Here is a 25,076-nt window from a genome sequence, read left to right on the forward strand (position 1 = left end):
ACGGGGGATAGGACCTTGGCCGATTTTCACCAGAGCGGCAGCGTTGCGACGCTGCACAACCTGCGCACCCTCGATCCGGCGGCCATGGCCCGCGAACTCGAGACGATCGCGGTGACCCGCAAGATCGTGCTGATCCTGCCGTCTCTCTACTCGGAACTGGAAGGCGAGGCCCTGCCCGCGATCCTCGACGAACTCTCCAAGGTGCGATTCATCAGCCGGATCATCATCGGGCTCGACCGCGCCGACGCGCAGCAATACCGCGACGCCAAGGCCTTCTTCGCCCGGCTGCCGCAGGAGCACATGGTGTTGTGGAACGACGGGCCCAGACTGACGGCCATCGACGAGCGGCTGAAGGCGCTGAACCTCTCGCCGCAGGAACCCGGCAAGGGGCGCAACGTGTGGTTCTGCATGGGCTACGCGCTGGCCCAGGGCGACTCGGCGGTGATTGCGCTGCATGACTGCGATATCCTGACCTACGACGCGGCTTTGCTGGCGCGGTTGGTCTACCCGGTGGCGAACCCGAACTTTCCGTACCAGCTCTGCAAGGGGTTCTACCCCCGGATCGCTGACGGAAAACTTAACGGACGGGTCTCACGGCTGCTGGTCAGCCCGATGCTGCTGGCGCTGAAGAAGGTGATCGGAGACCACGATTACCTCGATTACCTGCGCGGTTTCCGCTATCCGCTGGCGGGTGAATTTGCCATGCGCACCGGCATCTTGCCCGACATGCGCATCCCATCGGACTGGGGGCTGGAGATTGGTGTGCTGTCGGAGGCCTGGCGCAATCTGAGCCCCAAGGCGGTGTGCCAGGCGGAGATCTCGGACCGCTATGACCACAAGCACCAACCGGTGAGCGAGGATGACAAGACCACCGGCCTCAGCCGCATGTCGATCGACATCTGCAAGGCGCTTTACCGCAAGCTCGCGGCGGATGGCACTGTTTTTACACCCAATCTGTTCCGCTCGCTGAAGGCGACCTACTACCGGACGGCGCTCGACATGATCGAGATCTATGCCCACGACGCGGCGATGAACGGGCTCTCGGTGGACCGGCACCGGGAGGAGGCGACGGTAGAGCTCTTTGCCTCCAACATCGTCGAAGCGGGCCAGATTTTCCTTGAGAATCCGATGGAAACGCCCTTCATCCCGAACTGGAGCCGGGTCTATTCGGCCGACCCGGACCTGATGCGCGACATGGCCGCGGCGATCCGGGAGGACAACGCGGAGTTCGGCTGAGGGGTTTTGCAGAAATGCCCGGACGCGGCGGCTGAAATCGCGTTAACCAGCGAAAAGCACCGATACACAACCCATGCACAACCGATGCACACCCCATGCATACGGCATTTCTGCAAAACGACGAAAGGTTGCGGCACCGTGCGGTGCGCGTCGTGGACCATCGCCGCCCGGCCCTCCGGGGCACAGGCTGAAGCGGCCGCCCTGCCCCTCTCGTGTCAGTGCCTGTTGGAGATCCACCGGCACTGGTAGGGGGCCAGCGCGATCTCGCCCCGCGCGGCATCGACCGGCTCGTCCGAGAGCAGGTCGACCCAATCCTCTCCGCCGATCAGGTTGATCGACATGACCGGGAGGGTGATCAGCTCGCCGGTGAGGTTGTGCAGCGCGAAGATCGACTGCGAGCGGTCGAGACTTTGCCGCCAGACGCCGAAGATGCCCTCGCCCAGTTGCAGGGTGAACTGGGTGGCGTTGGGGTGAAAGGCGGGCTGTCGGGTGCGGATGGAGATGCGGCGCTTCATCCGGGCCAGCACCTCGGCCTGGGGCGTGGCGGGATCGTCGAGCGCCTTGCGCAGGGTCGGGTAATCCCAGCGGTGGCGGTTGATGGCGCGGTTCACCCCGGTCTTCTCGACGCCCTCGTGGTCATTGGGCGTGGCCAGCAGGGAGTGGATGTAGAAGGCGGGGATGCCCTCGAGCGACATCACGATGGTCTGCGAGCAGAGGAAGCGCTCGATCTGGTGGGCATCGAGGCCGTTCACGGTGCCCTTCATCGCCTCGAACCAGGTGATGTTCAGCTCATAGGGCTTTTCGCCGCCGCCGGGCAGAGAGCGCATCGACACGAGCCCGCCGTGGGCGCGGACCGCGCCGATCACCGCCTCGATGTCGTCCTCCGAGAGCAGCCCCTCGGCCGGACGCATGCCGATGCCGTCATGGCTGGCGGTGAAGTTGAGGTAGGCGCAGCCCAGTTGCGCGGGCGGCATGGCCATGAGCCACTGGTTGAGCGCGCGCGAGGATCCGGTGAGCAGCGCGTGCAGCACCAGAGGCGGCAGCGAGAAGTTGTAGATCGCATGCGCCTCGTTGCGGTTGCCGAAGTAGCTGAGGTTCTCGGCGTTGGGCACGTTGGTCTCGGTCAGCAGGATCACCGGCTCGGTGGCGTAGTCGAAGAGCAGGCGCATCAGCCGGACGATGGCGTGGGTTTGCGGCAGGTGGATGCAGGTGGTGCCGATCTCCTTCCAGATGAAGGCCACGGCATCGAGCCGGATCACCCGGATGCCGTTGTCGATGTGCAGCCGCATGACGCGCAGAAACTCCAGCAGCACCTCGGGGTTGGCGAAGTTCAGATCGACCTGGTCGTGGGAGAAGGTGCACCAGACGTGCCGGGGGCCGGAGGGCGTTTGGACCTCGCGCAGGAGGTCGGAGGTGCGCGGGCGGACAACCTGGCTGAGGTCGTCTTCGGGGGAGGCCTCGAAAAAGAACTTGTCGTAGGGTTCGTGGCCCTGGAGGTAGTCGTGGAACCACTTGGAAAAGCTGGAGACGTGGTTGAGCACCAGGTCGGACATCAGCTTGAACTCGTCCGCGATGCGGTTGATGTCGGGCCAGTCGCCGACCTGCGGGTTCACCGCCCGGTAATCGACCACGGCGAAGCCGTCGTCGGAGGTGAAGGGGAAGAACGGCAGGATATGCACCCCCGAGATCACCCCTTGCAGGTAGTGGGTGAGAAAGTCGCGCAGCAGGTCGAGCGGCTTGTGGTTTCCGTCCACCAGGGAGTTGGCATAGGTGATGACGAGGGTGTCGGCCTCGCTCCAGAGGTTGTTACCGGCCGTCCGGGCGCGGCTGCGCGGGTGGCTGCCCTCGGGCCAGAAGGCCTCGTGCACCCGATGGGACAGCGCCTTGCAATCGTGCTCGGGGTAGATCTGCGCGAGCAGGGCTGCGGTGCGGGATTTCACCGAAGGGGCGGGGCTTGGCATCGCGGGTCTTGGGCCTTGGGTCATCTCTCGAGGTAGAGCATCAATGCCGGCCCGGGTTCAAGGAACCGGGCGCTCCCGGAGCGGATGCAGGCGCCACCTGCCGAAAACTTGTGCACTTCGAGCGCCGCTCTGCGGATCAGGCGGAAGCCGCGAGGGCGAGTGCGGGTCGGGCGGCGGCGGGAACGATCTCGGCAACGGCTGCTCGCTGCTTGGAGTTGCGGACGAGGATGATGGCCGGGTTGGCGACGGCCTCGCCGGTCACGGTGCGGGCGAGGTCGGAGAGGGTGCAGGCGAGGTGGCGCTCGGCGGCGGTGGAGGCGGAGCAGGTGATCTCGACCTCCGCCGTGGCGGGCACGCCCGCGGCCAGCAGGTTGGCCTCGATCTCGGCGGCGCGGGCCACGCCCATGTAGAGCGCCAGCGTGGTGCCGGGGGTGCAGAGGGCGCCCCAGTCCGGCGCGGCATCTCCCGCGCGGCAGGTGCCGGTGGCAAAGACCACCCGGTCGGTTGCGCCGCGCTCGGTGAGGGAGCGGCCGCGTGCGGCAGCGGAGGCGGAGGCGGCGGTTACACCGGGGACGATCTCGACCGTAATGCCATGGGCGCGGGCGGCGGCGAGCTCTTCGGTGGCGCGGCCGAAGATGCCGGGATCGCCCGACTTGAGGCGGACGACGCGCTGGCCCGCGCGGGCGGCGGCGACGATCACGGCGTCGATCTTGTGTTGCGGCCAGGAGCAGGCGCCGACCTCCTTGCCGACGAAGACCCGCTCGGCGTCGCGGCGGGCGAGTTCGAGCACCTCGGGGTCGACCAGCCGGTCATAGAAGATGACATCGGCCTCCTGCAGGCGCTGGACGGCGCGGAGCGTGAGCAGGTCGCGCGCGCCGGGGCCGGCGCCGACGAGGGAGATCAGGCCCGTCGCCTCGGGGAGGCCTTTGGCGACGGCCTCCTTGAGGGCACGGGCGGCCTCGCGCTCGGACCCGGCGGCGTGGAGGCGGCGGGGGGCCTCGGTGAAGGCCCAGCGCCAGAAGGCGCGGCGGGCGGGTTTGGGGATGGAGCGGGCGACAGCCTCGCGCATCCGGCCCGCCATGGCGGTGAACTCGCCGAGGCGGGGCTCCAGCATGGTTTCGATCCGGGTCTTTACCTGGCGGGCGAGCACGGGGGCCGCGCCCTCGGTCCCGATCGCCACAACGAGCGGGTCGCGGTCGACGATCGAGGGGGTGAAGGCGTCGCAAAGCTCGGGCTGGTCGACGGTGTTGGTGACGGTGCCGGCGGCGCGGGAGAGGGTGGCGAGCGCCGCATCGAGCGCCGGGCAGCCGGTGGCGATGAAGGCGAGCGCGGCGTTCTGGAAGGTGTCGGCGGTCACCGGGCCGGGGTGATGGCTGGCGCGGCCGGAGGCGACGAGGGCGGCGAGCTCGGGGTCGAGCGCAGGCGCGGCGAGGAGGAGGCGGGCCTCGGTCTTCAGGATCAGCCGGGCCTTTTGCGCGGCCTGCTCGCCGCCGCCCGCGATCACCACGGTGCGGCCGGTCATGCGGAGGAACATGGGGAAGGTCTTCATTGCGCGTTCTCCTGTCAGGCGGCGTGGGCGGTGTGGCGGGTGGACCAGGCCTCGGCGGCGAGACCGGGCGCGCGGCCGCAGGTTTCGAGCGCGAGCTCGGCGGTGCCCAGCACGATGGCGGTGGCGAAGGGGTCGGTCAGCTCGCCCGACCAGAGGCGGGCAAGGTCTGCCGGGTCGGGCTGCGCGTCGGCGAGGCGGCGGTGGTCGGCTTCGAGCGCGGGGGCGGAGGCCTCCCAGCGAGTGCCGTTCCGGGTGCCGAAAAGGGCGATGTCCTTGGAGGGATGCCGCTCGAACTCGCCGCCGCCGCCCTTGAGCACGGTCATTGCGGGCTGGCCGAGGAGGTCGCAGGCGTCGGCCTGAAGTTCGCGGTAGGGCGGGTGGAACACGCCCTGCACGGCGGCGGGCGCGAGAGCGGGGTTGAGCACCCGCAGGACGGTGTTGACGGCGGAGCGGAGGCCGAGGATCTCGCGGAGGCGCAGGAGGTCGAGCAGCCGGGGGGCGAAGGCCTCGAGCGGCAGGTAGGCGATGCCCTGCGCGGCGATGAGGTCGGCGGCCTCCTGCATCGAGCGGGCCTCGGGGATGCCGGCGGCGGACAGCGCGGCGCGGACGGAGGCGGCGGCCTGCTGGTGCGAGTTCCAGCCGTGGAGCAGGACGGGCGCGCCGGCCAGCGCCGCGAGGCGGGCGGAGAGCAGGAACCACGGCAGGCCACGGGTGCGGCCGGCGGCGTAGCTGGGCCAGTCGAGCGCGGGGGCGGGGCCAGGCCAGGCGGGGAGGGTCGCGCGGGCGGCCTCGACGAAGCCTGCGACCTCGCCGGGGGTTTCACCACGGTAGCGCATGAGCATCAGCAGCGCGCCCACGGCCTCGGGGGCGGCCTCGCCGGAGAGGATGAGGGCCATGGCTTCGGCGGCCTCCTGCTGCGTCAGCGAGCGGGAGCGGCCGGGGCCGCGGCCGAGGATGCGGACGTAGGGAGACAGGCTCATTCGGCGGCCTCGCGGCGGGTGGCGGAGGTGAGCAGCGCGGCCAGCTCGGGGCGGCAGGAGCCGCAGTTGGTGCCCGCCTGAAGCGCCGCGCCGATGGCCTCGACGGAGGCGAGGTGCTGGCTCTGGATCGCGGCGAGGATGGTGTTCACACCGACATCGAAACAGGCGCAGAGGGTTGCGCCGGGATCGGGCATGTCCTGCCCTGGCTGGCCGGAGAGCTGGGCGGGCGCGGCGGCCGCACCAAGCTGGCCGGCCATGAAGCTGCGTGACACCGCGACGGGCTCGGCGGCGATGAAGAGGGCAGCGGCGAGGCGGCCCTCCGCGAGAAAGGCAAGGCGGGCGCCGTTGCGCGACCTGTCTTCGACCACGAGCGCCTGGGCCTCGGGGCCAAGCCCGAAGACCCTGCGGGCCCAGGCCTCCCAATCCTCGGGGGCCTCGCCGCCTGCGAGCTCCAGCCGCCAGCCGCCCCGGGCGCGGGCGAGCGCCCAATAGGGGGCGTCGGGGCGCGGCTTGCTGGCAGAGACGGCGAAGCCGAACCAGGCGGCGGCGAAGGGGGCAATGGCGACCTTGGCCCCCTTGCTCTCGGGCTGGCCGGAGACCGGGTCGACGACCGAGGCCACCAGCGCGTCGGCCCGGCCCAGCGCGGCGGTCTCGCCGGTCCAGTGCATCGGCATGAAGACCTCGCCGGGGCGGACCCTGTCGGTGACCATGGTGCGGCAGAGCGCGCGGCCCGAGGGGCTTGTGACCTCGGCGATCCCGGCTGGGCGGAGGCCAAGGCGGGAGGCGTCGTCGGGGTGCACCTCGAGGTAGGGTTCGGCCATGTGCTGGGAGAGGCGCGGCGACTGGCCGGTGCGGGTCATGGTGTGCCAGTGGTCGCGCACCCGGCCTGTGTTGAGGCGGAAGGGAAAGGCCGGGTTGGCCGCCGTGGGGGCGCTGCGCAGGGGCAGCATGCGGGCACGGCCGGAGGGGGTGAAGAAGCGGCCGTCGGCAAAGAAGCGGCCGCCGGTGCGGGTGGTGTTGACGGGCCATTGCACGGGGGCGAGATCGGCATAGTCGGCGTCGGTGAGCCCGGCGAGGCCGGAGATGTCGAAGTCCTTGCCGAGCTGGGCGGCGATGCCCGAGAGGGTGGCGTATTCGCGGAAGATCTCGGCGGGGGAGGAATAATCGAACGCGCTGCCCCAGCCCATCGCGGCGGCGACCTGCGCGATGATCTGCCAGTCGTGCCGGGCCTGCCCGGGGGCGGGCAACACGGTGCGCTGGCGGCTGATCCGGCGCTCCGAATTGGTGACGGTGCCCTCCTTCTCGCCCCAGCCGGTGGCGGGCAGCAGCACATGGGCGAGCCGCGCGGTATCGGTTTCGGCGGTGATGTCGGAGACCACGACAAACTCGCAGCCGGCGATGGCGGCGCGGACGCGGTCGGCCTCGGGCATCGACACCGCCGGGTTGGTTGCCATGATCCAGAGCGCCTTGATCTGGCCGCGCTCGACGGCATCGAACATGTCGACCGCCTTGAGGCCCTGCGCCTCGGGCATCCGGGGGGCCTGCCAGAACTCGCGCACCGCCATGCGGTGCGCGGCGTTCTCGAGATCGAGGTGGCAGGCCAGCATGTTGGCCAGCCCGCCCACCTCGCGCCCGCCCATGGCGTTGGGCTGGCCGGTGACGGAGAACGGCCCCATGCCGGGCCTGCCGATCCGGCCGGTGGCGAGGTGGCAGTTGAGGATGGCGTTGACCTTGTCGGTGCCCTGGGCGGACTGGTTGACGCCCTGGGAGTAGACGGTGACGACCTTCTCGGTGCCGGCCCAGAGGGCATAGAAGCGGTGCAACAGAGCGTCGGGCAGGCCGGTTTCCGCGGTCGCAGGGGCAGCGGAGATAGCGGCGGCGAGGGCCTCATCGAAGCCCTCGACGGAGGCGCGGAGGAAGGCCTCGCTGACCGCGCCGCTCTGGTCGAGATGGCGGAGCAAGCCGTTGAAGAGCGCCACGTCGGAGCCGGGCGCGAGCGGCAGGTGCAGGTCGGCGGCATCGCAGGTGGCGGTGCGGCGCGGGTCGATCACCACGATCTGCATGGAGGGCCGCGCGGCCTTGGCGGCCACGATGCGCTGGTAGAGCACGGGGTGGCACCAGGCGAGGTTGGAGCCGGTGAGCACGACGAGATCGGCCTGCTCCAGATCCTCGTAGGTGCCGGGCACGGTATCGGTGCCGAAGGCGCGGCGGTGACCGGCAACCGAGCTGGCCATGCAGAGGCGGGAGTTGGTATCTATGTTGGCCGAGCCGATGAAGCCTTTCATCAGCTTGTTGGCGACGTAGTAATCCTCGGTCAGGAGTTGGCCGGAGACGTAGAAGGCCACCGAGTCCGGCCCGTGCTGCGCGATGGTCTCGGAAAACCGGCGGGCGACTTCGGCGGTGGCCTCGGGCCAGCCCGCCGCCTTGCCGTAGAGCCGGGGGGCGAGCAGCCGGCCTTCAGGCCCGACGGTCTCGCCCAGGGCGGAGCCCTTGGAGCAGAGCCGCCCGAAGTTGGCGGGGTGGCTCTTGTCGCCCGAAACGGTGAGGCCCCCTGCCCCGTCGGGCGTGGCCAGCACGCCGCAGCCCACGCCGCAATAGGGGCAGGTGGTGCAGACGGCGGGGGCGCTCATCACGCCGCACTCCGGGCTGCGGCCACCGCCTCGGCGTCGAGCAGCACGCGGCCTGCCTCGATGCGCACCGGGTAGGTGGCGATGCGGCCCTCGTCGGCGCCCTGGGCCTCGCCGGTCTCGAGGCTGAAGACCCAGTTGTGCAGCGGGCAGGTGACCTTGCGGCCGTGGACGATGCCCTCCGAGAGCGGCCCGCCCTTGTGTGGGCAGCTGTTGGAGGCGGCGAACACCTCTTCCGGGCCGGTGCGGAACAGGGCGACGCAGCCCAGCTCGGTCTTCACGATGCGCGCGCCGCGCTCGGCGATGTCGGTGACGGCGCAGATGTCGATCCAGCTCATTCGGCGGCCTCCTGGGTGAGATCGGCGACGAGCCGGAAGCTCGCGGCCTTTTCGGGGCGGGCGTGGTCGGCCCAGGGATCCTTGCGGTAGACGGATTGGGAGATCTCGAACCTCTCGTTCAGCGCGGTGCGTTCGGCGGGGTCGGAGAGGGTTTGCCTGACCCAGTCGAGCCCCACCTTGGCGACCCATTTGTAGGGGCGGTCGAGATATTTGGCGTTCTCGCGGTAAAGCTGGATGAAGGCCGTGGTCCACTCGATCGCCTCCTCCTCGGACTTCACGTCGACCAGGCGCTCGGTTTCCTTCAGGTCCATCCCGGCAGCGCCGCCGACACCGACCTGGTAGCCGCTATCGACGCAGATGATGCCCACGTCCTTGCAGGTGGCCTCGGCGCAGTTGCGCGGGCAGCCGGAGACGGCGAGCTTGACCTTGTGCGGGGTCCAGCTGCCCCAGAGCTTCTTTTCGAGCTTGATGCCGAGGCCGGTGCTGTCTTGCGTGCCGAAGCGGCACCAGTCGGAGCCGACGCAGGTTTTGACCGTGCGCAGGCCCTTGGAATAGGCGTGGCCCGAGACCATGCCGGCCTGGTTGAGGTCGTTCCAGATGGCGGGGAGATCCTCCTTGCGGATGCCCAGCAAATCGATCCGCTGGCCGCCGGTGACCTTGACCGCGGCGCCGTATTTGTCGGCCGCGTCGGCGATGGCGCGGAGTTCGGCGGCGTCGGTCATGCCGCCCCACATGCGGGGCATCACGCTGTAGGTGCCGTCCTTCTGGATGTTGGCGTGGTTGCGCTCGTTGACGAAGCGGCTCTGCGGGTCGTCCTGGTAGTCGAGCGGCCAGTCGGCCAGCAGGTAGAAGTTGATCGCCGGGCGGCAGGTGTGGCAGCCGTTGGGGGTTTTCCACCCCAGCTCCTGCCAGACGGCGGGCTGGCTCTTGAGCGCGCGGGCCTTGATGAGGCGGCGCACGTCCTCGTGGCTGAGGTCGGTGCAGCCGCAGATGTTTTGCGCGGCGGGGATCTTGAAGCCGTCGCCGAGGGTGACAGACATGACCTGCTCGACGAGGCCGGTGCAGGTGCCGCAGGAGGCCGAGGCCTTGGTGGTGGCCTTGATCTCGGCGAGGCTGGTCGCGCCCGCTTCGATGGCGGCGACGATCTGACCCTTGCACACGCCGTTGCAGCCGCAGATTTCTGCGTCAGCCGGTAAGGCTGCAACGGCCGCCATAGGGTCCACGGCGGCACCTCCCTGGAAGGCCGGGCCGAAGATCAGCGTCTCGCGCATCTCCTCGACGGGGGTCGCCTCCTTGATGAGGCCGAAGAACCAGTTGCTGTCGGCGGTGTCGCCATACATCACCGCGCCCACCAGCCTGTCGCCCTCGATGACGAGGCGCTTGTATACGCCGCGCGCCGGGTCGCGGAAGACGATATCCTCGCGGCCCTCGCCCTCGGCGAAGTCGCCGGCCGAGAAGAGGTCGCAGCCGGTCACCTTCAGCTTGGTGGAGAGCTCCCGGACGGTGAAGGCATCGGCCTCGCCGGTGAGGGTTTTCGCCAGCACCCTGGCCTGGTCGTAGAGCGGGGCCACGAGGCCGAAGAGGGTGCCGTTGAACTCCACGCATTCGCCCAGCGCGAAGATCGAGGGGTCGGAGCTGCGCAGCTGCGCGTCGACGGCGATGCCGCGGTTGACCTCGAGGTGGGCATCGTTGGCCAGCCGGGTCTCGGGGCGGATGCCGACGGCCATCACCACGAGATCGGCCTCCAGCACGGTGCCGTCGTCGAGCAGCACGGCCTCGACGCGCCCCTCGCCGAGGATCGCCTTGGTGGAGGCGCGGGTGCGCACGGTGATGCCGCGGCGCTCGAGATCGGATTTCAGCAGGTAGCCGGCGCTCTCGTCGAGCTGGCGCTCCATCAGGTGGCCCATCAGGTGCAGCACGGTGACCTCCATGCCGCGCAGGCGCAGGCCGGCGGCCGCCTCGAGCCCGAGCAGCCCGCCGCCGATCACCACGGCTTTCGCCCCCGGCGTGCCGGCGGCCTCGATCATCGCCTCGGTGTCGTCGAGGTCGCGGTAGGTGATGACGCCGTCGAGCTCCCTGCCCGGCACCGGGATGATGAAGGGCGCGGAGCCGGTGCCGATCACCAGCCTGTCGTAGGGCACCTCGCCGTTCTGGCCGACCACCACCTTGCGGTCGCGGTCGATGCGCACCACGCTCTCGCCGAAGCGGCAGGTCACACCGTGGCGGGCGTACCAGTCGGCATCGTGGGTGACGATCTCGGCGTAGCTCTTTTCGCCCGAGAGCACGGGCGAGAGCATGATGCGGTTGTAGTTGCCGCGCGGCTCGGCGTTGAAGAGGGTCACCTCATAGGCCTGCGGGTCGGCCTCGAAGAGATGCTCCAGCATCCGGCCGGAGGCCATGCCGGCCCCGATGACGACGAGTTTCTGGGTCATGTGCGATCTCCCTGCGTGGGGCAGTTTGCGACAGGCCGCACCGGCACCGGGGTGGGGTGCGGCACGACGAAGAGGTCGAAGACGAACTGGATCATGGGGTGCTCCTCACACGTACCAGGCGACGATGTGGGCGAGGTCGGGGCCCTGGTAGATCGGCAGGGCGACCATCGAGCCGTAGCCTGCGGCAAGGCCCGGCTTGCCGCTCTCGACGACCGGAAGGCCGGAGCCCAGCACCTTGCCGATACTGCCCTGCCAGGGCTCGGCGCGGCGCTCCTGGCCCGCGTTCTCCGGATCCCAGAGCGCGCCTTCGCGGGCGCAGATGCCATCGACCAGCGCCGCCCCGCCGCCCTTGCCGACCTTGGCCGCGCGGGCATCCCAGATCTCGAACCGGCGGGCGATGGGGGTGCCGCGGGCCGAGAGCAGGGTGAGCACATGGGCCGCGCCGAAGGGGGTTGGCACGGGCAGGCCGAGGCCGGTGGTGAGCCCGGCCTTGCCGGCGGCATCGGCGCGGATGAAGCGGTAGCCGGAGCCGAGATCGCGCATCAAGATCGGCGTGGCGCTGGCCCAGACCCCGCCCGGAAGCCCCTGCCCCGCCGGGAACCGGGTGTGCTGCGAGACCCACTCGAAGTGCCTGGCGGCGCCGTAGTAGCCATCGTCCAGGACCAGGATCCTGTCTTGCTCCTTCCAGACCTCGATGGCGCCGGTGCGGTTTTCATCGTCACCGCAGAGCACCACCAGAACCGCCTTGAGGGTTTTTCCGGCAAAGACCGGCACCGCCACGGCGGAGGTGAGCCCGGCCTCGGCGGCGGCCTCGGTGCGCTTGAAATAGCTGCCGTCGAAGCCTTTCAGCACCACCGGGCGGGCCTCCTCCCAGGCCCGGCCCGGAAGGCCCTGGCCGCGGGCGAAGCTCTCGCGGCGGCTGGCCTGCTCGAAGGCGGCCAGATCGCCGTAGCTGCCGCCGCCATGCACGAGGGTCTCGCCCTCGGGCACCCAGATTTCGGCGACCTGGATGAAGGTCTTCGTTGGTGTGTCGATCGCGACATCCATGATGTCGTCTCCCTTGTGCTGCATGGGGGCGCTGCGGCGTCCGCCCGGTATGATCTTGAAATCCGTGGTCACGTCGCCCCCGTTCAGGCGGCCTTCCTCGCGCCGGACTTCTGCCTGCTCTTCTCGGTTTTGCCCGTGGCGCCGTGCTCGTACTCCTCGAGGAAGTTCAGCACCTGCTCGCGGTAGAGGTAGTAGTCGGGGTGCTCCAGCAGGGCCTTGCGGCTGCGCGGGCGGGGCAGGTCGACATCGACGATGCGGCCGATGGTGGCCTGCGGGCCGTTGGTCATCATCACCACGCGGTCGGCCAGCAGGATCGCCTCGTCGACGTCATGGGTGACGCAGATCGCGGTGACCTTGGTGCGCTGCCAGACTTCCATCAGCACCTCCTGCAGCTCCCAGCGGGTGAGGCTGTCGAGCATGCCGAAGGGCTCGTCGAGCAACAGCAGCTTGGGCGAGAGCGAGAAGGCGCGGGCGATGCCGACGCGCTGCTTCATGCCGTTGGACATCTCGCTGGCGGGCTTGTCCATCGCGCTGCCGAGGCCGACGCGTTCGAGGTAGTAGTCGACCACGTCGGCGCGCTCGGCCTGGCTGGCCCTGTTATAGACCTTGTCGACCCCGATGGCGCAGTTTTCCCGCGCGGTGAGCCAGGGAAAGAGCGAGGGCGCCTGAAACACCACGGCGCGCTCGGGGTCGGCGCCGCGCACGTGGAAGCCGTCGAGCTTGATCGCGCCTTTCGAGATGTCGTTCAGCCCCGCGACCATGGTGAGCACGGTCGACTTGCCGCAGCCGGAGTGGCCGATCAGCGAGATGAACTCGCCCTTGTTCATCTTGAGATTGAAGTCTTCCACCACGGTCAGCGGCCCCTTGGGGGTGGGGTAGATCTTGTGGAGCCCGTCGAACTGGAGGAAGTTCAGATCCTTCATCCCCTCCTGCGCGTCGGCCTGGGCCTTGGGCAGGTTGTGGATCGGCTGGATGTCGGGCAGCACCCGGCCGGTCTCGGCCTGGGCGGCGATGCCGGCATCCATCAGGTAGGTCGTCACCTGTGCCCGCAGAGCCTTGAAGCCCTCGTGGTGGTTCATCTCGCCGCGCTCGCGGGGGCGCGGAATGTCGACCCGGAACTCCTCGCCCAGGGTGCCGTCGGGGTTGAGCGCGATGATCCGGTCGGCCAGCACGATGGCCTCGTCCACGTCGTTGGTGATGAGCACGCAGGTCTTGCGGTCGGTGCTCCAGATGCCCTCGATCTCGTCGGCGAGGTTGGCGCGGGTGAGCGCGTCGAGCGCGGAGAGCGGCTCGTCGAGCAGCAGCACCTCGGGGTTCATAGCGAGCGCCCGGGCCACGTTGACCCGCTGGCGCATCCCGCCGGACAGCTCGGCCGGGCGGCGAGTGGCGGCGTGGGAAAGGCCCACCATCTGCACGTAATGGGCGACCTTGGCCTCCTTCTCGGCCCTGGGCAGACCGGGAAACACGGTATCGACCGCCAGCCCGACGTTGCCGGCCACGGTGAGCCAGGGCATCAGCGCGTAGGACTGGAAGATCACGCCGCGCTCCGGGCCGGGGCCGGTGACCGGCCGGCCCTTGAAGGTGACGGCGCCGGAGGAGGGCTTTTGCAGGCCCGCCATGAGGTTGATCAGGGTCGTCTTGCCGGTGCCGGAGAAGCCCAGCAGCACCAGAAACTCGCCTTCGGCCACGTCGAGGGTGATGTCTTTCAGGACTTCGGTGCGGTGGATGCCTTCACCGAAGCCGACGGAAACATTGTCGAAATTCAGGATACCCATCTCGGTCACCGCTGGTTGGAGAAGGTGAAGAGCGACTGGAGGGCATACATCACCCGGTCCAGCAGGAAGCCGATGATCCCGATGGTCAGCACGGCGACCATGATGCGGGCCAGCGAGGAGGAGGAGCCGTTCTGGAACTCGTCCCAGACGAACTTTCCCAGGCCGGGGTTCTGCGCCAGCATCTCGGCGGCGATCAGCACCATCCAGCCCACGCCCAGCGAGAGCCGCAGGCCGGTGAAGATGAGCGGCAGGGCAGAGGGCAGGACCAGCTTGGTGATTTTGGTCCAGGTGTTCATCTTCAGCACCTTGGAGACGTTCACCAGGTCCTTGTCGATGGAGGCCACGCCGAGCGCGGTGTTGATCAGCGTCGGCCAGAGCGAGCAGAGGGTCACGGTGATGGCGGAGATGGTGAAGCTCTTGGGAAACAGCCCCTCGCCGGTGGAGGTGGCGGAAACCACCATGGTGACGATCGGCAGCCAGGCCAGCGGCGAGACCGGCTTGAAGATCTGGATCAGCGGGTTGATGGCGGCATTGGCGTAGGGCGAGAGGCCCGCGAGGATGCCGAGAGGGATCGCCACGGCGGAGCCGATGAGGAAGCCGAAGAACACCGTCTTGATCGAGGTCCAGATCTGCTCGTAGAAGCTGGGCGCGCCGGTGTAGGCCACCGATTTTACCTCGTCGGCGCGGCCCTCGGCGATGAGCTTGTCGTTGCGCTTGGCCACCATCTCCTCGAACTTCGCCTTCTTGGCGGATTTGGCGACGGCATCCTCGTGGAGGTTGACCGCCTCGCCCCAGACCTGCACCGGGCCGGGCACGGCGCCGAGCGAGGTTTGCACGCGGGGCGCCAGGGTGCCCCAGAGCAGCAGGAAGGCGGCGATGGCCAGCAGCGGAACGCCGAGAAGGCGCCAGATCTCCTTGCCCTGGGCGCGCGGGTTGTCGCCTGCGGCGGCCTTCAGGACCGGGGTGATCCAGGCCAGGCCAAGGACGGAAAACCACTTGTCGGCCTTGTTGATGCGGGTGAAGAGGCGCGCTTTCCGGGCTTCCTTGGCGGCGGCGGCGTCGGTCAGCGATTGAGGGTCTATGGCGGTCATTCGAGCTCTCTCGGATTGGGGCTTTGGTGCTGAGGCCACGCCGTTGCGGCCGGGGGGGTTGGCTGCGCGACCCCGAGGGGGGAGCGCGCGGGTGTCTCGGGATGGCGGGTGGGGCGTTGCGCGGCAGCGCGCGCGTCACCCAGCCATCCGGGGCGTCAGCCCTGCACCTCGTTGCCGACGACAACCTGGGCGCCCTTCAGGCCGATGGGCAGGCTGTCGAGGTAGGCGTTGGGGGCCTTCCCGTCGTAGGGGATGCCGTCAATGATGTCGGCGGCGGGGGTCGGCGCCTTGTAGCCGTCGCTGTCCCAGGGAAAGTCGGCCTCGTTGGCTAGCCCTTCATCGACCAGCAGGCGGGCGGCCTCGAGGTAGATGTCGGGGCGGTAGACCGACTTTGCGGTTTCGGCATACCAGTCGTCCGACTTGGGCTCGGCGATCTGGCCCCAGCGGCGCATCTGGGTCAGGTACCAGATGGCATCGGAGTAGAACGGGTAGGTCGCGTTGTAGCGGAAGAACACGTTGAAGTCGGGGACCTCGCGCTTGTCGCCCTTCTCGTACTCAAAAGTGCCGGTCATCGAGTTTGCGATCACCTCGGCGTCGGCGCCGACGTATTCGGGCTTCGACAGGATCTCGACCGCCTCCATCCGGTTGGCGTTGTCGTTCTCGTCGAGCCAGATCGCGGCGCGGATCAGCGCCTTCACCACGGCCTTGGTGGTGTTGGGGTACTGCTCGGCGAAGTCGGCGGTGATGCCGAAGACCTTTTCGGGGTTGTTCTTCCACAGCTCGTAGTCGGTGATGACCGGCACGCCGATGCCCTTGAACACCGCCTGCTGGTTCCAGGGCTCGCCCACGCAGTAGCCATAGATGGTGCCGGCCTCGAGGGTGGCGGGCATCTGCGGCGGCGGAGTCACGGAGAGCAGCACGTCGGCGCCGATCTGGCCCGAGATGTTTTCGGGGCTGTAGAAGCCCGGGTGCAGGCCGCCGGCGGCGAGCCAGTAGCGCAGCTCGTAATTGTGGGTGGAGACCGGAAAGACCATGCCCATGTTGAAGGGCTTGCCCTCGGACTTGTACTGTTCGACGACCGGCGCCATGGCGGAGGCGGAGATCGGGTGCACCGGCTTGCCATCCTCCTGCGGGATATTGGGCTTCATCAGCTCCCAGACCTCGTTGGACACTGTGATGCCGTTGCCGTTCAGGTCCATCGAGAAGGGGGTGACGATATGGGCCTCGGTGCCGAAGCCGATGGTGGCGGCGAGCGGCTGGCCGGCCAGCATGTGGGCGCCGTCGAGGGTGCCGTCGATCACGCCGTCGAGCAGGACCTTCCAGTTGGCCTGGGCCTCCAGCGTGACGAAGAGGCCCTCGTCGAGGAAGTAGCCCTGCTCGTAGGCCACCGCGAGCGGAGCCATGTCGGTCAGCTTGATGAAGCCGAACTTCAGCTCGTCCTTTTCGAGGTCCAGCGACTGGGCCATCGCGGTGCCGGTCAGAAGGGTCGCCGTGGTGGCAACGATTCCGAAGAGGGTTTTCATGTGGTCGTCCCTTGGTTGGGGGCGCTTGCGAACGCCCAAAAACAAAAAAGCCGCTGACCGACATCGCGCCGTGCTGGCGCAATGGGTCGAGCGGCTGTGCTCGGGTTACCCGCATCTTCGAGGGTGAATTCTGTCGGACGAGACGCCCTTGCCTCATCTGGGATCAACACATGCCCGCGACGCTGCGGGCGGTCAACATCTGCTTCGGGAAAGCCGCGCCGCGGGGTGCTGCACTGCGGCGTGGTGCGAGGCTGTGCCCAAAAATTGGTCAGCGATCCTGCCCCGGATCAAAAATGTAGCCGTCGAAGAACGAATCCGCAGGCAGGGTGAGTCGCCCCGAGGGCGAGGCGGCGGGGGTGTCTTCATGCAGCGCACCCTCCATCCGCTCGGAGGCGCCGGGCATGTCGGCGGTGGTGGCGGCGAGGTGCTGGCGGTAGAGGTCGGAGCGGAACACGCGCCGCCCTTCGGCCTGCGCGGCGGGACGGTCGAGCCCGGTTCGGGCGGCGATCCGGTCGGCGATGAGCGCGCCGGTGGAGCGCCAGGGAAAGGTCGCGGCCCCCTCGAAGAAGGCGAGGTAGCGCGGCACGGAGCGCATGTCGCCCTTCTGGCTCACGATGAGCCGCCCCGAGAGCGCCCGCTCGATCAGCTCGGCCGGGGTGTCGAGATAGGGCTTGCGGGCGAGGATCTCGGCGGCGGTCATCCGGTTTTCGGGCTGGCCCAGCCAGCGGTTCGCCCGCCAGATGGCCCGCATCAGGCGCCCGGTGAGCTCGGGCTCGGTCTCGGCCCAGTCATGCCGCACGGCCAGCACCTTCTCGGGGGCGAAGCGGCGGATGGCGGTGCCTGGCAGCAGCAGCTCCCCTGCCCCGCTCTCCACCGCCAGCGTGCCCCAGGGCGCGCCGACGCAGAAGGCCTCGATCTCGCCGGCGGCAAGGGCCTCGGCCATCAGCGGCGGCGGAACGGTATGGACCGAGAGCGCCTGCGGCACGGCGAAGCCCAGCGCGCCGAGCCAGTGATAGAGCAGCTCGGCGTGGCCGGAAAAGGGAAAGGGCACGCCCATCCGCAGCCCCTCGGGCCGCGCGGCCAGCAGCGCGCGCCCGGCAGCGGCGGCATCGTCGAAGTCGAAGGGGTGGCCCGCGTCGCGCATCTCGCGGGCAAGGGCCGCGGAGACGCCGATGGCATTGCCGTTGACCGAGAGCACCTGCAGCACGTCGAGCCGGATGCCCGAGCCGCCCAAGCCCAGCGCGGCGGCCACCGGCATGGGCGCCAGCATGTGCGCGGCCTCGACCTGGCCCAGCGAGACCATGTCGCGCAGGGTCGACCAGGAGGCGGCGGGACGCAGGGTGAGCGCCAGACCTTCGGCCTCGGCAAAGCCGATCTCGCGGGCGATCACCAGGGGGGCGGCATCGACCAGCGGGATGAACCCGGCGGACAGGGGCGCGCTCACGAGAGCAACCCGGCGGCGGTGACGAGGCTTTGCGCCACGTCGGCGAGCTTGACGCCCTGGTCCATCGCGGCCTTGCGCAGCAGCGCGTAGGCCTGGTCCTCGTCGAGCCCCTTGGCCTTCATCAGCAGGCCCTTGGCGCGGTCGATGATCTTGCGCTCCTCCAGCGCCTGCCGGGTCGCCTTCAGCTCGGCGCGCATCTGGGAGAACATGTGGAAGCGGGCGATGGCGGCATCCATGATCGGCTTGATCCGGTCGGGGCGCAGCCCGTCCACGACATAGGCCGAGACGCCGGCCTCGATCGCGGCGCGGGTGAGCCCGGCATCGTCGCGGTCGACGAAGAGCGCCACGGGCCGGTCCATCGGGCCGGAGGCGAGGGTGAGCTCCTCGAGCATGTCGCGGGAGGGGGCGGCCACATCGACCAGCACGACATCGGGGTTGAGTTCGGAGATGCGGCGGGAGAGACCGGTGACCTCGGAGATCACGCTCACGTCGAAGTCGCCCGCCTCACGCAGGCTGTCGACGATGAGGAGGGCCCGTTCACGGTCGGCCTCGACGACGATGATGGAGAGTTTGTCCGGCATGTCCGCAGTTCCGAAGTGGCCGGACCTGCCTATGCTGCGCCGCAGCGAGCAACAAGTGGCGGCGGGGTGGCCCGCGCGGCGGCGGATCGGCGCGGGCGGCGGCTGCGCAAGGAGTGTGCGAATCGCCCGGAAAGCAGGCGGAGCGCGAAAGCGGTGCTAGCGGATCGCGCCCAGGGAGCTTGCCAGCAGGTGCTGGGTGTAGGGGTGGTTGGCCTCAAGCTTGCGCATCTCGGCCACGCCCAGCTCCTCGACGATCTCGCCCTGCTGCATCACCGCCACCTGCCCGCACATGTGGCCGACCACGCCGAGGTCGTGGCTGACCATCAGGTAGGTGAGGCCCATGTCGGTGCGCAGGTCCGACAGCAGGTTGAGGATTTCGGCCTGCACCGAGACGTCGAGCGCCGAGGTGGGCTCGTCGAGCAGCAGGATGCGCGGCTCGGGGGCGAGCGCGCGGGCGATGGCGACGCGCTGCCGCTGGCCGCCCGAAAGCTGGTGCGGGTAGCGGAAGCGGAAGCCCTTGCCGAGACCCACCGAGTCGAGCAGGCGGGTGATGCGGGCGTCGATATCGGAGAAGCCGTGCAGTTGCAGGGTTTCGCCCAGCACCCGGTCGACCGTGTGGCGCGGGTGGAGTGAGGCATAGGGATCCTGGAACACCATCTGCACGGTCTTGTAGAACTGCTTGCTGCGGCCCCTTGGGTGCAGGCTCTCGCCGGCAACCGAAATCGCGCCGTCCCAGCTTTCGACCAGCCCGGCGATGGCGCGCAGCACGGTGGATTTGCCCGAGCCGCTCTCGCCCACCAGCCCGAAGCTTTGGCCCTCCACCACGGCGAGGTTCACGCCCTTGACGGCGACGTTGCGCGCGGCGCCCTCGCCGAACCAGACGCGGAGATTGCGGATGTCGATCGCGTCGCCCTTGCCTGCCGTGGTCATCGCGCACTCACCGAGGGGGCCTCGCGCCAGGCGGGGTCGCGTTGCAGCACCTCGAGCCTGTCGCGGGGGTGTTCGAGATCGGGCACCGCGTTGAGCAACCCGCGGGTGTAGGGGTGGCGCGCCTCGCCCAGCTTGCCGGCCTCGCAGACCTCGACGATCCGCCCGGCGTACATCACCGCCACGCGGTCGCAGAAGTTGGCAACGAGGTTGAGATCGTGGCTGATGAAGATCAGGCCCATGCCGCGATCCTTCACCAGCTTGTCCATGATCTCCAGCACCTGGAGCTGCACCGAGACATCGAGCGCCGAGGTGGGCTCGTCGGCGATGAGGATCTCGGGGTCGGGGATGAGCATCATGGCGATCATGATGCGCTGGCCCATGCCGCCCGAGACCTCGTGGGGGTAGAGCTTGAGCACGCGCTCGGGCTCGCGGATGGCCACCGCATCGAGCATCTCGAGCGCACGGGCGCGGGCCTCGCGGCGGCTCACCCTCTCATGGGTCGTCAGGGCCTCGACCATCTGCTGCTCGACGGTCATCACCGGGTTCAGCGAGAACTTCGGGTCCTGCATGATCATCGAGGCATGGGCGCCGCGGATGCTGCGCATGTCCTTCTCGGTGGCGGTCAGCAGGTTGGTCTCGCCCATCTGCATCCGGTCGGCCTCGACGAAGCCGGGCTTGCGGATGAGCTTGAGCAGGGCGCGGCCGGTCATGGACTTGCCCGAGCCGGATTCTCCGACGATCCCGAGGCGCTCGCGGCCGAGCGAGAAGGAGATGCCGCGCACCGCATCGAAGATGCCGTTGCGGGTGGGAAACCGGACCCAGAGGTTCTCGACGTCGAGCAGGGTGTCGCTCACGACTTGCTCTCCTTGGGGTCCAGCACGTCGCGCAGCCCGTCGCCCAGCAGGTTGAAGGCCAGCGAAATGGCGAAGATGGCGAGGCCGGGGATGGTGGCGACCCACCAGTAATCGAGAATGTACTTGCGGCCCTCCGAGACCATCGCGCCCCATTCCGGCGAGGGCGGCTGCGCGCCGAGGCCGAGAAAGCCCAGGCCCGCCGCCGTGAGGATGATGCCGGCCATGTCGAGCGTGACGCGGATGACCAGCGACGAGATGCAGAGCGGCCAGACGTGGCGGGTGATGATCCGCACGGCCCCTGCCCCTTGCAGGCGGATGGCGTGAATATAGTCGGAGTTGCGGATCGTCAGGGTCTCGGCGCGGGCGATCCGGGCATAGGGCGGCCATGCGGTGAGCGAGATCGCGAGCACCGCGTTTTCGATCCCCGCGCCCAGGGCGGCCACGAAGGCCAGCGCCAGGATGAGCCGCGGAAAGGCGAGGAAGATATCGGTGAAGCGCATCAGCACCACGTCGAGCCAGCCGCCGGCGTAGCCTGCGATGGTGCCGATGATGAGGCCGAGCAGAGGGGCCACCAGCGCCACCAGCGCCACGATGTAGAGCGAGATCCGCGCGCCGTAGAGCAGGCGGGAGTAGATGTCGCGCCCCAGGCTGTCGGTGCCGAGGATGTAGCCCTCGGAGCCGGGCGGCAGGAGCCGCGCGCCGAGATCCTGCGAGAAGGGATCGTGGCTGGCCAGCAGCGGCGCGAAGGCGGCGCAGAAGATGAGGAAGAGCAGCACCAGCAGGCCGAACATCGCCAGCGTGTTGCCGCGCAGGTTGGTCCAGCCGGCATACCAGGCCGCGGCGCGGGCCTGGCGGCGCGAGGTGGGCGCATCGGTCAGCAGCCATTCGCGCCAGCCTGGCTTGGGGGCGGGGTTGGGAAGTTCCGTCATTTCGCCCTCGGGTCGAAGAAGCGGTAGAGCAGGTCGGAAAAGATGTTGAGCCCCACGAAGATGGTGCCGATCACCACGGTGCCGCCGAGGACGGAGTTCATGTCATTGGCCAGCAGCGAGGTGGTGATGTAGCTTCCGAGCCCCGGCCACGCGAAGATGATCTCGGTCAGCACCGAGCCTTCGAGCAGGTTGGCGTAGGCCAGGGCGATCACGGTGATGAGCTGGATGCGGATGTTGCGGAAGGCGTGGCGCCAGATCACCTTGCGCTCCGACAGGCCCTTGACCCGCGCGGTCGTCACATACTCGGAGTTCAGCTGCTCCAGCATGAACGAGCGCGTCATCCGGCTGATGTAGGCGAGGCTGTAGTAGCCCAGCAGGCAGGCTGGCAGGATGATGTGGCCGAAGGCATCCTTGAACACGGTCCAGTCGCCGGCGATGGCGCTGTCGACCAGCAGCAGGCCGGTGCGCTCTGGCACGAGGCCCTGGAAGAACACGCCGAGCCGGCCCGGCCCCTCGACCCAGTCGAGGATGCCGTAGAAGATCAGCAGGCCCACGAGCCCGAGCCAGAAGATCGGCATGGAGTAACCGATGAGGCCAACAAAGCGGGCCAGCTGGTCGATCCAGCTTCCGCGATAGACGGCGGCCATGACACCGAGCGGCACGCCCAGGACGATGCCGATGATGGTGCCCAGCGTCGCCAGCTCCAGCGTGGCCGGGAAGACGCGCGCGATATCGGTGGTCACCGGCTGGCCGGTGCGGATGGACTTGCCGAAATCGCCCGAGAGCACATCGCGCACGTAGATGTAGAACTGTTCGATCAGGCTCTTGTCGAGGCCGAGCTCCTTGAAGGCGGCATCATACTGCGCCTGGGTCGCCCGCTCGCCGATGACGGCGAGAACCGGGTCGATCGGCATGACGCGGCCGATCATGAAGGTCACGAACAAAAGACCCAACAAGGTGACGGCCACGGTCAGCAGCGTGGCGGCCAGCTTCTTGAGCCAGGGAGGGAGGACCGGCCCGCGCCGGTCCTCCGAGTGCTGTGTCACGTCCGTCACTTACTTGGTCACGACCCAGTAGGAGACGGCGGTGGTGGCGCCACCCACGACCCAGTTCTCGACGTTGGAGCGCAGGCCCGACTGTTCGATCCGCTGGAACATGATCCCGAAGGGGGCCTCCTGCTGGAACTTGGCCTGGCTGTCGAGATACATCTGCTTGCGGGTCTCGGTGTCGTTCTCGACCACGGCGGCGAGGGTGCCCTCGTTGAAGGCGGCCGCATCCCAGGCGTTGCGCCAGGCGAGGTAGCCGGTGTTGCCGGCCTCGTCGGCGTTGTCGGGGTTGGCGGCGAAGGTGCCGGCGTTGGTGTTGGGGTCGGGATAGTCCGGGCCCCAGGCGCCGACGTAGATGTCATGCTCGCGGGCGCGGTAGCGGTCGAGCGTTTGCGCCCCGGTGCCCACGATCAGCTCCACCTCGCAGCCGAGCTGGCCCCAGGTGTTTTGCAGCGACTGGGCGATGTCCATCCGCTCCTGCGCCTCGCGGACCGAGATCTTGATCGGGCCGCAATCGGGGTGGCCGCTCTCGGCGAGCGCCGCCTTGGCCTTGTCCATGTCGAAGGTGAAGGGCTTGTCCTCCAGCGCGCCGAGGAAGGTGAGCGGCAGGTAGGCCTGGTGCACGATCCACTGGCCCTTCAGGAAGCTGTCGGCCATGCCCTGGTAGTCGACCGACCACTTGAGCGCCTCGAGCACCTTGGGGTCGGAGAGCATCTCGTTCTTCTGGTTGGCCGACCAGTACATGATCTGGCCGCGCTGCTCGTCGAGCACCTTCACGCCGTCCATGCCCATGACACCCGCCACGTCTTCGGGCGAGAGGTTGCGGGCCACGTCGATGTCGCCGCGCTCGAGCTGGAGCCGCTGGGTGGCGCTCTCCTGGATGTGCTGGACGATGATCCGCTCCATCGCCGGCTTGTCGCCGTGATAGTTGGGGTTGAGGTCCATCAGCACGGATTCGTTGGGCTTCCACTCCACCACCTTGTAGGGGCCGGAGCCGGCGGTGTTGGTGCGCAGCCACTCGTTGCCCATGTCGCCGTCGACCTCGTTGGCCATGGCGGTTTCCATGTCGACGATGCCGCCGATGGTGGCGGTGAGGCAGTTGAGCACGAAGGACAGGGCATATTGCTTGTCGAGCGTGATCGAGACGGTCATGTCATCGGTGGCCTTCACCATCTCGTCCACGTTGTCGGCGGTGAGGCCGAACTGGGTGATGATGAAGGAGGGCGTCTTGTCGAGCTTGACGGCGCGACGCAGCGAGAACTCCACGTCCTTGGCGGTCACCGGGTTGCCGGAGGAAAACACGTGCCCCTCGGCGATCTTGAAGGTGATGGTCCGGCCGTCCTCGGAGAGCTCCCAGCTTTCGGCCAGCGAGGGCTGGTAGCCGGCGTCGAGGTCCATCGGGTCGAAGTTGACCAGCTTCTCGTAGACGTTGCGCGACACGTCGGCGCCGGCGAACTCGAAGCTCTCCTGCGGGTCGAAGGTCTTGATGTCGTCGATGCGGTTGGCGATCACCAGCATGTTGGGCGGTGTCTCGGCCAGAGCCGGGGCGGCCACGCCGCCCATGAGGGCCGCCACGAGGGCGGTGGTTCGCAGCAGTTTGCGATGTGTCATAGTCTGGGACTCCCTGTTGTTGATGCGGTCATTTGCCTGCCGCCTCATTCATGGATGGGGTCATTCTCCCCATGTCGCGCGCAACACGCGCAACCAGTTTTCATGGGCCAGCTTCTGCATCAGAGCGTCATCCACCCCATGTTTGCGCAGCGCTGCCCGAAGATTGGGCAGTCCGGCACAATCGGTGATCTCCTGCGGGATGAGGGCGCCGTCGAAATCGGAGCCGAAGCCGACGCCATCCTCGCCGAGGAATTTTACCAGATGGTCAAGGTGACGCATCATCAGGTCAAGCGAAAAGTCGGCCAGCATCTTTCCGTCGGTCCGCAGGAAGGCGGAGGCGAAGTTGATGCCGACCATGCCGCCGGTCTCGGCGATCTGGGCGAGCTGGCGGTCGGTGAGGTTGCGCGAATGGGGCGTGACGGCATGGGCGTTGGAGTGGGTGGCGACCAGCGGCGCATCGGACAGCGCGGCGATGTCGTCGACGCCCTTCTCGTTGAGGTGGCTGAGGTCGAGCATGATCTTCAGGCGGTTGCACTCGGCGACAAGCCGCTTGCCGGCCTCGGTCAGCCCGCCGCCGATGTCGCCGGTGGAGGGGAAGCGGAAGGGCACGCCCTCGCCGAAGACCGTGGGGCGCGACCAGACCGGACCGAGCGAGCGGAGGCCGCGCGAATGGAGCGGCTCGAGCTCCTCGCAGCTCTCTGAGATCGCCTCGGCACCCTCGATATGGGCCACGGCGGCCATGGTCTCGCCCTGGAGCGCGGCCTCGATCTCGGCTGCGGTGCGGCAGAGGGTGACGGCGCCCGCGGCCTGCAGCGCCTCGAGCGCGGCAAACTCGCGGGTCACGAAATCCCATGCCTCGGGCTGCGGGATCCGCGGCGGCAGGGGAAGGTCGTAGGGCGGGTGCTCCATGACTTCGTAGCGCAGCGCCTGGTCGGCGGGGCTGGGCACGAACATGGCGAAGAAGCCGCCGCCGAAGCCCCCGGCCCGCGCACGCGGCAGGCAGATGTGCCCGTCGGGCAGACCCTGGGCCACATCCTCCGGCGTGATCTGCCCGTTCATGATGCGCAAGAGCGTGTCGTTGTGTCCGTCGAAGATGCGGGGGCCGGGCCAGCTTGTCATGAG

The 25,076-nt window shown here is 68.6% G+C and carries 18 protein-coding genes and 1 pseudogene; 1 reads left to right on the forward strand and 18 read right to left on the reverse strand.

What is annotated here, in order from left to right; genetic code table 11:
- The first annotated feature begins 15 nt into the window (after window positions 1-15).
- Entirely contained in the window at window positions 16-1,236 is a 1,221-nt protein-coding gene (locus BUR94_RS11985; RefSeq protein WP_074256455.1) for a glycosyltransferase family protein, read from the forward strand.
- 215 nt (window positions 1,237-1,451) lie between these two features.
- Here the strand turns inward: BUR94_RS11985 and BUR94_RS11990 are convergent, their stop codons facing one another.
- From BUR94_RS11990 to BUR94_RS12075, 18 genes and pseudogenes are all read right to left on the reverse strand, one after another.
- Window positions 1,452-3,197 carry a sugar phosphorylase gene (locus BUR94_RS11990; protein ID WP_074256456.1) on the reverse strand — a complete coding sequence of 582 codons (1,746 nt, stop codon included), beginning with the start codon at window positions 3,195-3,197 and terminating at the stop codon, window positions 1,452-1,454.
- Between the two features lie 136 nt (window positions 3,198-3,333).
- A complete protein-coding gene (cysG, locus tag BUR94_RS11995; protein ID WP_074256457.1) occupies window positions 3,334-4,746 on the reverse strand; it encodes a siroheme synthase CysG in 1,413 nt (470 codons plus the stop codon).
- 14 nt (window positions 4,747-4,760) lie between these two features.
- Window positions 4,761-5,726 (reverse strand): glycosyl transferase family protein, encoded by a 966-nt coding sequence (locus tag BUR94_RS12000; protein WP_074256458.1) that lies wholly within the window; start codon window positions 5,724-5,726, stop codon window positions 4,761-4,763.
- On the reverse strand, window positions 5,723-8,356 hold the full coding sequence (locus tag BUR94_RS12005; protein ID WP_074256459.1) for a nitrate reductase: 2,634 nt from the start codon (window positions 8,354-8,356) through the stop codon (window positions 5,723-5,725). The genes BUR94_RS12000 and BUR94_RS12005 overlap by 4 nt, the downstream gene beginning before the upstream one ends.
- The gene (gene nirD / locus BUR94_RS12010) at window positions 8,356-8,691 is read right to left on the reverse strand and encodes a nitrite reductase small subunit NirD (protein ID WP_074256460.1); all 336 of its coding nucleotides are present in this window, start codon (window positions 8,689-8,691) and stop codon (window positions 8,356-8,358) included. The genes BUR94_RS12005 and nirD overlap by 1 nt, the downstream gene beginning before the upstream one ends.
- Entirely contained in the window at window positions 8,688-11,123 is a 2,436-nt protein-coding gene (nirB, locus tag BUR94_RS12015; protein ID WP_074256461.1) for a nitrite reductase large subunit NirB, read from the reverse strand. Before nirB ends, nirD begins: the two co-directional genes overlap by 4 nt.
- A gap of 105 nt (window positions 11,124-11,228) precedes the next feature.
- Window positions 11,229-12,194 carry a GAF domain-containing protein gene (locus BUR94_RS12020; RefSeq protein WP_245794450.1) on the reverse strand — a complete coding sequence of 322 codons (966 nt, stop codon included), beginning with the start codon at window positions 12,192-12,194 and terminating at the stop codon, window positions 11,229-11,231.
- A 59-nt stretch (window positions 12,195-12,253) separates the two neighbouring features.
- Entirely contained in the window at window positions 12,254-13,945 is a 1,692-nt protein-coding gene (locus BUR94_RS12025; protein WP_074257706.1) for an ABC transporter ATP-binding protein, read from the reverse strand.
- Window positions 13,946-13,950: 5 nt separating this feature from the next.
- Window positions 13,951-15,036, reverse strand: a complete 1,086-nt coding sequence (locus BUR94_RS12030; protein WP_074256462.1) for an ABC transporter permease — start codon at window positions 15,034-15,036, stop codon at window positions 13,951-13,953.
- Window positions 15,037-15,191: 155 nt separating this feature from the next.
- Window positions 15,192-16,559, reverse strand: a complete 1,368-nt coding sequence (locus BUR94_RS12035) for a CmpA/NrtA family ABC transporter substrate-binding protein (RefSeq protein WP_074256463.1) — start codon at window positions 16,557-16,559, stop codon at window positions 15,192-15,194.
- A gap of 268 nt (window positions 16,560-16,827) precedes the next feature.
- Window positions 16,828-18,003 (reverse strand): CmpA/NrtA family ABC transporter substrate-binding protein, encoded by a 1,176-nt coding sequence (locus BUR94_RS12040; RefSeq protein ID WP_074256464.1) that lies wholly within the window; start codon window positions 18,001-18,003, stop codon window positions 16,828-16,830.
- Window positions 18,000-18,584: an ANTAR domain-containing response regulator gene (locus BUR94_RS12045; RefSeq protein ID WP_074256465.1), complete on the reverse strand. Its 585-nt coding sequence runs from the start codon at window positions 18,582-18,584 to the stop codon at window positions 18,000-18,002. The genes BUR94_RS12040 and BUR94_RS12045 overlap by 4 nt, the downstream gene beginning before the upstream one ends.
- A gap of 156 nt (window positions 18,585-18,740) precedes the next feature.
- Window positions 18,741-19,514 (reverse strand): ABC transporter ATP-binding protein, encoded by a 774-nt coding sequence (locus tag BUR94_RS12050; RefSeq protein WP_074256466.1) that lies wholly within the window; start codon window positions 19,512-19,514, stop codon window positions 18,741-18,743.
- A pseudogene (locus BUR94_RS12055) lies at window positions 19,511-20,281 on the reverse strand (ABC transporter ATP-binding protein); the annotation flags it as partial. The pseudogene BUR94_RS12055 and the gene BUR94_RS12050, both read right to left, overlap by 4 nt.
- Window positions 20,282-20,364: 83 nt before the next feature.
- Complete coding sequence (locus BUR94_RS12060; protein ID WP_074256468.1) at window positions 20,365-21,297, reverse strand: ABC transporter permease; 933 nt, start codon at window positions 21,295-21,297, stop codon at window positions 20,365-20,367.
- Window positions 21,294-22,343: an ABC transporter permease gene (locus BUR94_RS12065; protein WP_425445246.1), complete on the reverse strand. Its 1,050-nt coding sequence runs from the start codon at window positions 22,341-22,343 to the stop codon at window positions 21,294-21,296. The genes BUR94_RS12060 and BUR94_RS12065 overlap by 4 nt, the downstream gene beginning before the upstream one ends.
- Window positions 22,344-22,352: 9 nt before the next feature.
- Window positions 22,353-23,954: an ABC transporter substrate-binding protein gene (locus BUR94_RS12070; RefSeq protein WP_074256470.1), complete on the reverse strand. Its 1,602-nt coding sequence runs from the start codon at window positions 23,952-23,954 to the stop codon at window positions 22,353-22,355.
- A gap of 60 nt (window positions 23,955-24,014) precedes the next feature.
- Window positions 24,015-25,073, reverse strand: a complete 1,059-nt coding sequence (locus tag BUR94_RS12075) for a dipeptidase (protein WP_074256471.1) — start codon at window positions 25,071-25,073, stop codon at window positions 24,015-24,017.
- Window positions 25,074-25,076 lie beyond the last annotated feature (3 nt).

The organism is Vannielia litorea (assembly GCF_900142295.1).
In the GTDB taxonomy this organism is placed as follows: Bacteria; Pseudomonadota; Alphaproteobacteria; order Rhodobacterales; family Rhodobacteraceae; genus Vannielia; species Vannielia litorea.